This window comes from Streptomyces sp. NPDC006711 (assembly GCF_042869775.1).
Lineage (GTDB): Bacteria > Actinomycetota > Actinomycetes > Streptomycetales > Streptomycetaceae > Streptomyces.
The window spans coordinates 1-12435 of sequence record NZ_JBIAGO010000034.1 but is presented as its reverse complement, the minus strand read 5'-3'; the positions used below and the strand labels follow the sequence as shown (position 1 = coordinate 12435).

General features: G+C 68.5%; 8 protein-coding genes. 7 read left to right on the top strand and 1 reads right to left on the bottom strand.

Annotated features, from left to right (window positions below; all coding sequences use genetic code 11):
* Position 1: 1 nt before the first annotated feature.
* Positions 2-2362, top strand: coding sequence for a transposase (locus ACFYM2_RS34185; protein ID WP_388841690.1), 2361 nt, complete (start codon positions 2-4; stop codon positions 2360-2362).
* Positions 2363-2487: 125 nt separating this feature from the next.
* Positions 2488-3639: an AAA family ATPase gene (locus ACFYM2_RS34180; protein ID WP_388841687.1), complete on the top strand. Its 1152-nt coding sequence runs from the start codon at positions 2488-2490 to the stop codon at positions 3637-3639.
* A gap of 68 nt (positions 3640-3707) precedes the next feature.
* Here the strand turns inward: ACFYM2_RS34180 and ACFYM2_RS34175 are convergent, their stop codons facing one another.
* Entirely contained in the window at positions 3708-4082 is a 375-nt protein-coding gene (locus ACFYM2_RS34175) for a hypothetical protein (protein ID WP_388841684.1), read from the bottom strand.
* Between the two features lie 81 nt (positions 4083-4163).
* Between ACFYM2_RS34175 and ACFYM2_RS34170 the strand changes: the two genes are divergently transcribed.
* From ACFYM2_RS34170 to ACFYM2_RS34150, 5 genes are all read left to right on the top strand, one after another.
* Positions 4164-4979: an SAVMC3_10250 family protein gene (locus ACFYM2_RS34170; RefSeq protein WP_388841680.1), complete on the top strand. Its 816-nt coding sequence runs from the start codon at positions 4164-4166 to the stop codon at positions 4977-4979.
* A gap of 648 nt (positions 4980-5627) precedes the next feature.
* Positions 5628-6998, top strand: a complete 1371-nt coding sequence (locus tag ACFYM2_RS34165; protein WP_388841677.1) for a Wadjet anti-phage system protein JetD domain-containing protein — start codon at positions 5628-5630, stop codon at positions 6996-6998.
* Positions 6991-8271 carry a hypothetical protein gene (locus ACFYM2_RS34160; RefSeq protein WP_388841674.1) on the top strand — a complete coding sequence of 427 codons (1281 nt, stop codon included), beginning with the start codon at positions 6991-6993 and terminating at the stop codon, positions 8269-8271. Before ACFYM2_RS34165 ends, ACFYM2_RS34160 begins: the two co-directional genes overlap by 8 nt.
* Positions 8261-9538: a hypothetical protein gene (locus tag ACFYM2_RS34155; RefSeq protein ID WP_388841671.1), complete on the top strand. Its 1278-nt coding sequence runs from the start codon at positions 8261-8263 to the stop codon at positions 9536-9538. The genes ACFYM2_RS34160 and ACFYM2_RS34155 overlap by 11 nt, the downstream gene beginning before the upstream one ends.
* Positions 9535-12435, top strand: a 2901-nt coding sequence (locus ACFYM2_RS34150) for a hypothetical protein (protein WP_388841668.1), incomplete at its 3' end; no start/stop codon positions are given. The genes ACFYM2_RS34155 and ACFYM2_RS34150, both read left to right, overlap by 4 nt.

Here is a 12435-nt window from a genome sequence, read left to right as displayed (position 1 = left end):
CATGCCGGGAGCAGACGAGGGCCGGTCTGCGGGGTCGCTGTCCATCGGGGCGCTGGTGCGCTGGCACAGGCGCGAATGGGAGGTGGCGGAGTGGCAGGGACCGCTGGTCACGCTGGTGCCTCGGAACGGCGCCGAGGCGCCCCGGGCGGTGTCGTTCCGGTGGCTGGTGGGCGCGGAGGACTTCGCTGTCCTCAGTGGCGGTGCGGCACCGGCCGCGGGTGGGGCGGCTCTCGGCGGGTGGGGCCGGCCGGAGGGGCAGGAGGAGGAGGCCGCGCTGTGGCAGGCACGCATGGTGGAGATCGACACCGGTCTGGCGCCGGGCCGAAGCGAGCATGCGCGGGGATTCGGGCCGGGCACGACGCTGGCCCAGCGGTGCGCCGCGATGTCGGCGCGGCTGGCCGCCGACGGCGTCCGCTGCTCCGCCCACACCCTCGCCGACAAGCGGCGCAAGTGGAAGGCGGCCGGAGAGAACCCGGTCGTCCTGCTGCCCGGGCCGCGGGACAAACGCCCGGGGGGCTTCACCGACCCGCGGTGTCTGACCGCCATGCAGGAGGTGGTGGCCCGGCGCGCACACGCGTCGGACGTGACCATCGACGTGATCCGCGAGGAAGTCGAGGACCTGCTGCACTCGCGGTACGCCGAGGAACTCGGCTCGGCTGCCGTGGCGGCTCTGCTGCCCTCCCGTTCCACCTTCTACCTGCGGATGAAGGAGTCCGGCCTGGCCGATGCCCTGGGCCAGCCGACACGAGCCCGGGCCGCTCTGGCCTCCACGCCGCCGCTGCCCCATGGCGGGCGCGAAGTCGTGCTGCGGCCGGGACAGGTGACCCAGGCAGACACCACGCCGCTGCGGATTCTGGCCCGCGGCGACGACGGCCGGCCCACCGCCACGGAGCTGACCACGCTCATCGATGTGGCCAACCACAGCGCGTGCGCGCTGATGATCACGCCCAGCCGTCCCCGGGACGCCGAGAGCGGGCAGGCGGGCCAGGCGACCCGGGCGATCGACTTGACCCTGATGCTGGCCCAGGCTCTCGCGCCCTGGCCGGTGATGCCCGGCTGGGACCCGCTGAGTGCGGCCGCCGCCTCCAGTCTGCCGTTCGGGGCGCTTAGGGCGGCGGACGAGCGGTTCACCGAGGCCGCCGCCGCCCGCCCGGTCATCCGCCCCGAGCTGATCATTTACGATCAGGGCAGCCCCTATGTGAGCGAGCACTTCACCGAGGTCTGCGACCGGCTGCGCATCGCCCGCCGCCCGGCGCGCAAGAAGACCCCGACCGACAAGCCGCTCCCCGAGCACTTCTTCGTCACCCTCGCGCACCGCTTCAGTCAGCACGTGACGCACGGCTGGCAGGGCCGCAGCCACAAGAAACGCGGCCGCGGCATCGACCGGATGCCGCTGTACACGATTGCCGAGCTCCAGCAGATGGCCCAGGAGTGGGTGGCACTGGAGTACCAGCAGACCCCCGACGCGGGGCTGCGTGACCCGTTCCGTCCCCACGTCGTGCTGTCGCCCAACGAGATGTATGCGGTCCAGGTGGCCCGCAGCGGCTACCGGGCGGTGCCGCTCTCCCCCGCCCAGAACCGCTTCTTCCTGCTGCGGCAGTGGGTCATCCCCGGCAAGGGCGGATTCATGATCGACTATCGGACCTATCAGCCCGTCGCGCAGGACGCCGCCCACTACCGGGAGATCGTCCTGCGCGGCGACTCGAAGCTGCCCGGCCGGGAGAAGCAGTGGGAATGCCGCTTCAACCCCTACCGTCCCGAGCGGGTGTGGCTGTACGACCACACGGCCGACACCTGGGTGACCTGCGATTTCCGGCTGCGGCACCTGCTGCACGATCCGTGGACCGCGGACATGTGGCAGGAACACGCCGAGCAGCACCTGGCGGCCGGCGGCAGCAAGCAGGACGAGGAGGCGATCGCCCTGTCCCTGGCGCAGCGCGACCGGCGTCGTCGCAGTCGCAGACCGCCACCGAAGCGCACTGGGGCCGAACCGCCTTTCCAGGGGCTGGAGTTGGAGACGGAGCAGCCGTCCCAGGACCCGTACGCAGGTCTGGAGGAGTTCGACCTGTCGACCCTGCGGCCCTACCCGGCGCTGCCCATCTCCCCCACGGCACCCCCCTCTGCGCCCGCCACGTCGTTGCTGCCCGCGGGCAGCGACGACGTGGGGCCGACTTCGGGCAGCGGGCTGGCTCCGCATCCGCTCGCAGCGCTCTTCCCCGACGACGGCGACGGCAGCGGCAGCGGGCCGCAGGCCCTCACGGCCGAAGCACCGGCATCTGTAGACGAGGTCGTCGACGCAGAGCTCCTCGACGACTCCGATCCGGACGATGACGAGGCCGAGAACGACGTATGGGATGTGTAGGCGCCCTGAGGAAGGGGCCGTGAACGACGCAGCCGCAGTCCGGCCCCCGTGCGGGCGGACGCGTCCTCCGGCCCGGTGCCGGTCTGCCGGCGTCGAGGCAGGAACCGTGACGAGGGAGAAGCGTGATGAAGGCATCCGTCGAACTGCGTGATAAGCGTGAAGCCCGCCTGCGCCAGCAGCTCAGGGACACCCCGATGCGGCCTCTGCCGCTGTTCCAGCTCACCGGCTGGACCCACTTCGTCGACGAGGAGGTGAACCCGCCCGTCCTGGCGCCAGGCGACAGTCCCGCCGAGGATAGGAAGACGGACGAACAGGCCATCGCCTACCACCGGCACCTGCGGATGGTCCCCACCGACGCGATGACGCACATGCAGAAGACGGTCGTCGAGGCGGTCCACCGCAACAGCGGGAGCCGTGAGGGCCTGATGGACCATGTCATCGACGGGCCCGCAGGCACCGGCAAGACCTGCCTGCTGCGAGCGATCGGACGCACCGCCCAGCAGGAGATCGAAGTCGCCACGAACGGCCGGCAGCCCAACACGATCCCGGTGGTGCACATCACCACCCCCGCGGACCCGGAGCTGAAGGTGAACTGGATCTGGGAGATCGGCTCCTACCTGGGTCTCAACCCCGAGCCGAAGAGCCTCACGGAAGTCCTGGAGATGCGCAGGCACCAGGACGTGACCCTGTCGGTCAACTACGTCCTGGAGACGGCGCAGACCCGTCTGCTGCTCGTCGACGACATCGACCGGTCCTCGCCACAGCAACTGGCCAACGTGCTGCCCTACTTCGACTACCTGCGCGACAAGCTGGGCATCTCGCTCATCTTCTGCGGCACCGGCGCCAGCCACCTCCTGCACCAGGCCCGCATCCTGGCCCAGGACCTGACCCGGGTCAGCGCGGAGAACCGGGTACGGCTCGAACAGGCGGGCCGCCCCGCGGATCCCGCCTCGCCCTCCCCCACCGCGCTGCTGCCCGTGACCTGGCTGCACCCCCTGCCCCTGGGCCCCAAGGCCGAGGAACAGGAGATGTTCCGGCGCGTACTGGCCAGCTTCGAGGCCGACTTGAGGCTGTACCGGCTCGAGGAAAACGCCCTCAGTAAGCACGCCGCCCAACTGCACCAGTTTACCGGCGGCTACTTCAAAGCCCTCACCTACGTCATCTCCACCGCCGCCGTCATCGCGATCCACAGCGGCAGCGAGAACATCACCGAGAAAGAGCTCAAAGCAGCGACAGCCCAGCTCGGCCCCTGGCAACCAGCCGCAAACCAGCCATGAACCCGGGCCGACCTCGACCCCTGAAACGAGCCAGGGCAGGCAGCGGGCCGTTCGTCTCGTGTCATGCACTACCCGGTGGAACCGGTTTCGTCGCCGCCCGCCCGAGCGCCATCTGCCGGCACGGTGGCGTAATCGACCCCGGGAGGGAGCCGGATGCGGCTCTCATCGACGCGGACCCTGGCCAGCCGCGGAGCGTCGTCCGAGAGGCGGCACAGCACGTCCGCTTCACGGCGGCCGTCCCTGGTGGTGTGCCAGGACCGCAGCTCGCCGAAGCGACGTTTCCCGTCGGCGGTCTCCACGAGCACGAGCGAGGCAGGTGCGCGTCCCGGCCCCACGGTGACCTGGGCAAAAAAGCCTTCCTGGCGCAGCCGGGTACACAGGTCCACCAGCGAGGATGCCTGGGTGCTTCCCAGTTCCATGCCGATCTCGAATTTGGGGTGCATGATGCCGGAGTTGGGCCCGGTCCACCGGTACAAGGACCCGGCATCACTACAGCGATGGGACGGCATGAGAGTGGGGCGCCCGTGCGGGAACTACAGTATCTGTCCGCAGCCAAGCTGGACGACTTCTACGAGCCGCCTCGCAGCGGGCTGGTCGGCCGGTCCATGGAAGCGGAAGCTGGCGCACTAGGTATCAGTGCCCGCCTCGCGCTTGGCCCGGGAAACGCTGTGGAACCCACGGTCACCGAGAAAGATGCCAAGCGGCTGGAGAAGGTCCTGAGGCATCTTCGGGAGAAGAACACGGCGCACATTCAAGAGCCAGCAACGTGCCAGGAGCTGGGCGCGGGCGCCTGGCTGGAGTTCTGCGGACGCTTCGTTTACGGCGCGGCGGCAAGAGATCTCGGGCTCCGCGACCACGGCGTTTTCACCTGGAGGTCGCTGGAAGAAGGCCACTGCCAGCACCGTGACGACGAATTCTGCAGCCATACCCAACTGTTCCTCTGCGGGTCGATCCAGCACGTGCGGGACCACCGTGATCATCCGCCCAGCAGGATGGGGTCCGGCTCGGACTGGCTGCACGATCTGGCAGCGGATCTGGTCGCCCGTGAGGCCCGCGACGATACGTCGCTGCCGAGCCTGCTGGACTCCACCGGGATCAATGACCAGGAGTTCGCGGCTCGTTCCGCGTTCGCCATGCTCTCCAGCCACCGGACCGCTGGCTATCTGAGCGGGCACGCACGGGTACTGTGCAACTTTCCGCCGGAGCGCCTGCGGCACCGGCTGATCGTCGCGACCCCCTTGTACGTGGAGACCGGGCTACAGCCTCCGTCAGCGGGGGTGACCTCGGCCGCGCCACCCACGACGGGGTGGTTCGGACGCTGGCGCCGCCGTCGCGCATGACTCATGTAGGCGCGCAACGGGCCCTGGCCGCTTCGCGGAGCGGGGAGGGAGACTCCTCCCCCACCAGGATCCCGACCCCGATGCTGTGACCAGTCCGGCTCAGGCTCCCGACACGCAGCAAGGTAGGAATCGAGCAGATGCTGGGGGGGCCTACTCCCGCGTGAGGGGTGACGCGGTTCGGGGGCAGCGACTTCTCTGGGCGAATAATGACAAACTAGCGAAGCAGGCGTCTGTTCGAGGAGGAAGTCCTGCCGGATGTGCGCCAAGAGCCGATCGAGGGTGCTCCGGACTGCCTCGTCGTCGGACCAGTCGAACATCAGCCCGGTGCTGGCAGCTAGCCGGACCTGGCTCCGACCCTCCCAGATGCAAATCTGCCCAGGGCCGGAATCAGAGGGACGGCATGCGGACGGTGCCTGGCCCGTGACAGGTACAGCGTTGATTCTCCTCGCGGGCCGCCTGTGAGGCAGAGCCAATAGCAGGTGACGGTACGTCATTGTGCCCACTTTGGGCCGGTGTTGGATTGAACTCACTTTGTCTGTTTGTGGGGCGCAAGAGGCCTTGTGTATGCCTTCCTGACAGAGTGGATCTGCCTGGGTCCAAGATCCGATGTGTCTCTGGGGAGGGCATGTGAGTGCCGGGGCGGGCGCTATGGCTCTGTTGTTCAGTGAAGCGGAAGGCCGCATCCGGGTATCGCTGGCTGAAGTGCCGGAGGGCACACATGCTCTGTCCGTGCCGGTACGTCGTGAGGGGATGAACCGTGCACCGCGTAATCGCCGGGGCTTGCTGCGCATTCGGGAAGTCGACCTGGTGACTGCGCGGGAGCAGCCGGTTTATGAACCTCCGGAGACTTTGGATAGTCGGCATCTGGTGTGGGCGCTCTCGGCGCAGCGGCGCTCTTGGGCCACGGTGGAGTCCCGTTTCGGAGACAAGGCGTGGGATGTAGCTCTGGCGCTGGTGCGGTGCGGAGGTGTGGTTCTGCGTTGCGCGGTTGATGACGATCTCGAGCTCGCCGGTCCGATGGCATGGCGCCTGTCTCATTCCTGGGCATTGCAGGCGGATGAGCTGTTGCAGGAGCTGCGCGGATGGCGGGATCCCGATGAGGTACGCAAGGAACTGCTTGCGTTGATGGCGCCGGTACCGGAGTTGGAGCGGGAGCAGGTGCTGCTGGAGGCCTGTCCGGCGGGTTCGCCGCTGAGGGTGCCGCAGGACAGTGCGGTCGCGACCGAGGCGTGGACTGCCTATGAGGCGGCGGTGCGCGCGGCGTCTGTGTGGTGGCCGGCGTACCGGGACGGGGAGCGGTTGTCCGCCAAGGAGTTGGCTGGCCTTGCGTTGAGCGGGTCGAAGAAGTGGACCCCTCCACGGCAGGCGGCTTTCGAGAACCTGGTCGGGATGAGCTTTGACCTGGCGCTCGATGAGGCTGACGTCGATATTCGGGTGCGGGGGCCTTTGCGGTGGCGGGTGGGGTCGGTGGCTGCCGACGCTGCGGTGGCCAAGCCGTGGATCGCTCTGCCTGCTGGCGCTCTGCGGCTGGTGGGGGAAGTCGAGCACGGCGGGCGGGGCGTCTTCTTGGTTGAGAACTCCGACACGTTCGAACGCGTGTGCGCGATACCGGAGGTCACGTCGCAGTGGCTGTGCATCTGGGGCAAGGGGTACGTCACCAACAAGCTGGTTGCCTTGCTGGAGTGGATGCGTCCGGAGCGGATGGCCATCTGGGGAGACCTGGATGCCGATGGGATTGCCATCATCGATGATCTGTCCCGGCGCTTGGACCGCAAGGTGCATCCGGTGGGGATGGAAGTGGAGATGTGGCGTGCCGGCCCCTACCGGGACCAGGAGCCGGAGCAGTATCCGAAAGCGCGCGCGCTGGCGGAGAGGATGGCGGCGGAGGGGCCGGTGGAACTGCGGGCCCTGGCGGCGGAGATCGCGGTCTCGGGCGAATCGTGTGAGCAGGAGCCGTTGCACCGGAAGGTGCTGCCTCGCTTGGTTGGGCTGTTGGAGGCGGTGCCGGCCGGTGGGTGAACAGCTCGCGTTCGGGGACGGCGATCGGGAGGATCTGGCGGCGGCTGTTCAGCTGGCCAACTGGCGGGCGTTCATGGCTCCCGTTGCTGAGGATGCTGGTGCTGTGGCGCAGCATCCGGAGGTGGCGCGGGTGGCGCTTGCGATCTTGAAAGTGTTTGCCGAGCATGCCGGGGCGCACGGGCTGTCGAAGGCTGAGGTCGTGCAGGCATTGAAGGGCAATCCTTCGGGGTGGCCGGAGGAGCTGATCGAACACCGTTTGGCTGTCCTGATCCGGCTGGGGTTCCTTGAGCCCTATCTTCTGAAGTCCCATCAGGACCGGTATGTCGTGCGGCCTGCAGGGCTGGCGGGTGCTCTGGCGGCTGAACGGCTGGCGGAGCACGGGGGTGTTGATGAGTTGATCTTGCTGTTGGATCGGGCGAGGGCGGTGTTCGATCGCAGCAATCCCGACCCCGAGGCGGCTCTGGACTATCTGGTGTCGTGCCGGAACGCGCTGCGGGTTTTCGCTCTGGATTTGCAGCGGCAGATCGCTACCGGCACGACGGCTGAGTTGATGGAGTCCCATCGACAGCATGATCATCAGGGGTTCACGCGCCAGGTGAAGGAATTGAACAAGCTGGTCACGGACCGGTTCAGTGGTGACTGGGCGCTGGAGGAAGCTGGTTCGGCTCTGATCGAGGCGGAGCAGTTCTACCGTCTGCAGGTCATGGCCGCCGCGGACAAAGTGCTTGAGCAGGGCGGCGGCAGTCTGAACTTTGACGTGCTGACCGTGAAGGAGTACGACCACGCCGCGGTCCAGGGTGACGTCGGGCTGCTGTCGCAGGTAGGTACGGCACTGGTCGCCGACGTGCCGGCAGTGTGGATCGAGCCGGCTCAGCTTCTGGAGACAGTGGAGGGGTTCGCCCCGCGCTCGCGGGCACGCGTGCGGCCTCTCGTGGTCGAGGGCGACGACGAGGATGAGGACGATCCTTTGCAGTGGGCCGAGGATGCACACGCGCATCTACGGGAGCGGCGTCGGCTGCGGGCCGATGAGTTGTTGGCGGCAGACGAGGAAGTCGATCTCACTCAGGCGCTGTACGAAGCGGGATGGCCTGCGGCTGCGTCGATCATCACTGATGTGCTGGCGCTGAGTGACGATCCTGGCGAGCCCTATACGGTCGTGGTGGAGGACGGTTTGCTAGCCGATCCGGAGGCCTCCGTCACCTATCTGCATCCCCTGCATCTTCGGCGTCAGAATGTGGCTCAGAGGTCCGATGGGGGTTCGGATGGCTCCTGAACAGGACGCCATCCGTGCGGCGGATGAGGACAGAGCGTTTCAAGCAGCGTTGCTTCTGGGGCGGTTGCGGGCCGCCGGAGTGACGTCGGCCGAGACGACCGGTCCCGTGGTGTTTGCCGCCGCGGCAGCGGCCGCCCGGATCGGACGCCGGGTGATCCGCGTGCACGGGGTGGGCCGGCTGGCCGATGTGCTGGTCTTGGGGTGGGACGGTGAGACAGCACCGGCTGCCGGCCTGTCGCCGGCGTTTCGGATTGGTTTGTCGCCGGTGCCGACCCTGGTGTGGGCGGCGTGCCTGCGCGCGGCGTGGCCACGGCCTGAGCGCGCGCCGTTTCCGGGCGGGCCGTTTAGGCGTGCCGCCATTGTGGCGTTGTGTTCTCAACTGGGCGCGGACCGCGAAGCGGTGGAGCGGGCACTCGAGCGGACCTTGCCGGAGGCCGGCCTGATCTCCGTGGACGGGGACGAACTACGGCTGGGGGCAGCCGTTGCGGCGTTTCCTGCTGTGGTGGTGGAGGGCCTGCGTCGCGGACACCATCTGCTGCCAGCTCCCGTGGCGGATGAGCAGGCGAGCGGGGGACCGGATTCGGCGGTGCCGGCGCATGAAGTCCGGGCCGACGCCGAAACGGCGCTTGAGATGTCCGAGGGATATGTAGTGCGGTCAGTGATCGCCACACTGGAGACGGCTCGTCGGCCGGTGCCCCGGGCTGAGCTGCCGATGCTGGCTGATCCGGCGATACGGGCCGCCGTGGATCAGGCCTTGCTGCCGTGCGGGCGGCAACTGCTGCAGACGGCGGAGGGCAACTGGGTCACCGCGTTTCGTGACCCGCTCGCCGATGCCCTGGTGGCCGAGGAGGTCGGGACCCTCGCCGCGGTGGACCGGGCCGTGCTGGCCCTGGTCCTGTTGCACACGGTGGCGATTCCGAGAGCTCGGGGGCGGCACCGGCACAGCCGTTGGACGGGGGAAGCCCACACCGTCACCCTGGCGGAGCTCGCCTCCAACCGGCGGATCTCCAAGGCCGCGATGAGGACGGCGCTGCGCAGGCTGCGGGCGGCGGGCATGGTCGCGGAGACCACCACGGGCCGTTACCTGCCCGGCCCCGCGCTGGAGCGCATGAGCGAGGCCCGCAGCAACCTGCTCTGGGAGGACCTGATCCTGGTCGGTCGGCCCAGCGGGCAGCTGGCCGCCGCCATCCGTCGGCGGCGTGGCCTCGAAGTCCCCGCGTCTCACGGCGAGTTATCTGAGATCCCGACAGAGACGGACCGCATGTGAGTCAGCAGATCCCTAGTGCACGTGGCAAGCGGGGAGTGATCGGTACCCGTCAGCTGATCGCTGTCCAGACGTTCTCCATTGCCCGTTTGACCTCCCACCCGGTGGCGATCGTCCCCGGCACCTTCGTCGCGGTGACCGGGCGGGGGCCGAAGGACTCCAATGAGTCGGGAAAGACCAGCTTCCTGTCTGCCCTGGCCCTCTTGCTGGGAGACCCGGAATGGCGCATGACGGGCGGTGGCTCCGTGCACGCACCCAAGCTGCTGTTCGAGCCCGTCACCGCCGGCGCATCGCCAGAGGTGAACGAGGCCGCTTCGATCGGCTATGTGGTGGGCGTCTTCGCCGAACCCGAGGATCCGCTGGGCAGCGCGCACACCGTGTGGCTGCAGGTATCGGCCAAGTCACCGCACATCGAGGTACGGCACAAGGAAGGGGTGCACCTTCTACTCGGCGGAGACGATCGCAGCCAGCACGAGCTGGCTCCAGGGTTCTTCCGCGCGCTCGGTGGTAAAGCCCTGGGGGCCACGGACTACGCGGAGGTCCTCTACGGCCGCGCCCCGCGTCTGCTGGCCTACATCATCAGCCGCGGCGGTATGCGGTCGCGGCCCTCTTTGCTGAAGCTGGATGCGGGCACCTTCACGCCCGTGCAGATCGGGGAGGCGCTGCTCGATCTCACCGGCAAGGCCGGCATGCTCGCCACGGACGTACAGGCCCGCAAGAATCTGGCTAGGACGCAGAAGAACCTGGCCGACAAACTGGCCGACGCCGAGAAGTCCTGGCACGAAGAGGAAATCATCCTTCACTCTGTCGAAACCCGGCAGCGGGCCCGGGTGGAGGCCGGCCGGGCTCACCGCTTCTGGCGCCTGGGATCGGCACGCGCCACCCTTGATGCCGTTGTCTACGAGCGCCGGATCGGCAGCAGCCTCGCCCGTGTCGAGGATGATCTGGCAGCTCTGGCTGCGCGGCATGGTGCAGTGCAGGGCCAGCTCACCAAAGCCCGCGACATCGGCCAGCTCCGGCAATCGGCCCGTTCCGCACAGGTGCGCAGCGACGAGCATCAGCGGGAGGTGGAGGAGGCCAACGAGAAGGTGGGACTGCTTCGAGGCGACTTGAAGCGGGCGCAGCAGGATCACCGCCAGGCGCGGCAGCAGGCCGAGGACTACGCCGGCCCCTCCCCCACCGAGCTCGCCCAGCACGTCAGCGGCCAGGAGGCACGTCAGCTCGAGGTGAAGGCGGAACTCCTGCTGGCCGAGGAACGTGTCAGGGTGCTGGAGGGAGAGCTCGCCGAGGCCCGGGAGGGGCGCACCGGCCAGGCGGGGGCGGCGTTGCGGGCCCTGGAGGGGGCAACGTCCCACCGGAGGGTGGGGCTGATGGCCACCACTCGCGTCCGTCCTGAGGCGCGGTCTCAGTGGGAGGCCCGCCTGGCGCCGTGGAGGGAGGCGGTGTGTGTCGCCTCCGATGCCCTGGAGGATGCCAGCCGTGCGGTGAGCACTCTGCCCGGGACCATCCTCATCTGCGGGCCGTCGAGCGAACCGGAAGCGGCAGGTTCCGGCGCCCCGGATGGCTTGCCCGAGGGCATCCTGGACGCCGATCCCCTGGCGGTGCCGTTCCTGCATGCCCTGGCCGATGCCACCGAGGTGACGGTTCCTCCGCATGCCTGGCTGTCTGGGCTGGGGGTCCGCATCATCGGAGGCTTCGAGAAGCCGATCGCTGGCCAGAAGGACATCTGCGCCCACCTTGAAGGGCGGCGGGACCAGGCCCGGGCCCAGTGCGCTGCGCTGGAGACCGCAGCCGACCTGCACCGTCGCCGGATCGCCGAACTGCGCCGGGACATCAAACGGGCCGAGGCCCAAGAGCTCGCACAGCGGCTCGTTCCCAAGATCCGCGACCTCGAGGACACCCACGCCCAGTGCGTTGCCGCGCTGCCCGGGCTGCGTACGTTGGCCAAAGAGGCAAGCGAGACAGCGCATGAGGCTCAGACGGCGTTCCTCACCGCGAAGGAGCGCGCTGACAAGCTCGAGGGCGAACTGCGGAAGCTGAAGGACGACAGGGCGCAGGCGACGCGGAGGAAGGAGAAGCTGGAGGAGCTCCGCAGAGGGTCAAGCACCGACCGGGCACGGATGATCTGGACGGGCTCTGAGGAGGAGGCTTTGGAGGAGCTCAACTGGAGCTGCCTGCCCGAGGATGAGCCCGGCGCGGAGCCGACCGACGGCATCAACTCCTACGCCGTCGTACCGCGGGACACCGAGCGCCCGCCCGAGGTCCGCACCTGTGCGGACCTTCGCAGCGAGAGCCGGTCCCGGCTGACGGCGGCGCTGACGAGGCTCGCCGCAGACACGGCAACCACCGGTGTGGCCACCGTGGAGATCGCCGACGCCCTGCACCATCACGAGGCGCACACCCACGATCCGCACGACACCATCTTCCGTGGCTCGCTGACCGCGCTGAAGACGTGGCTGGATGAGTACGAGGAGCGGGACGCAGGAGCTCGGGAGCAGGTGGAGGTGAAAAGACGGGAGCGGGAGGACGAACAGAGCTACCTCCACGACCTCGTCGAGGAGTCACGCCAGGCCCTCGAAGAAACCCAGGAGTCCATCAAGGAACGCGTGCACAGTTCGCTGGAGCGCATCAGCAACCAGCTCAACCTGCTGCACAAAAAAGATGGGTACGCAGCCGACCTGCTCTACAACGTAAGCGCGCCGGAGAGCGCCGAGGGCCAGTGGATCTGCCATGTCGTGCCCCGGTGGCAGCGCAACCCCGGCGGCTCCTTGCTGGCCTACGATGCGCCCACCAACACCGCCCAGGAGAAGCTGTTCTCCATCCATCTCGTCCTGGCCGCCTTGCTGGCCGCACCCGACGCGCGGGGCCGCGTCCTCATCCTCGACGAACTCGGAGACTCA

What these genes read in the sequence shown, in the direction of transcription:
- ACFYM2_RS34175 (WP_388841684.1), bottom strand. Translation starts at nt 4,082, where the DNA reads ATGCACCCCAAATTCGAGATCGGCATGGAACTGGGAAGCACCCAGGCA.
- ACFYM2_RS34180 (WP_388841687.1), top strand. Translation starts at nt 2,488, where the DNA reads ATGAAGGCATCCGTCGAACTGCGTGATAAGCGTGAAGCCCGCCTGCGC.
- ACFYM2_RS34185 (WP_388841690.1), top strand. Translation starts at nt 2, where the DNA reads ATGCCGGGAGCAGACGAGGGCCGGTCTGCGGGGTCGCTGTCCATCGGG.
- ACFYM2_RS34165 (WP_388841677.1), top strand. Translation starts at nt 5,628, where the DNA reads ATGGCTCTGTTGTTCAGTGAAGCGGAAGGCCGCATCCGGGTATCGCTG.
- ACFYM2_RS34155 (WP_388841671.1), top strand. Translation starts at nt 8,261, where the DNA reads ATGGCTCCTGAACAGGACGCCATCCGTGCGGCGGATGAGGACAGAGCG.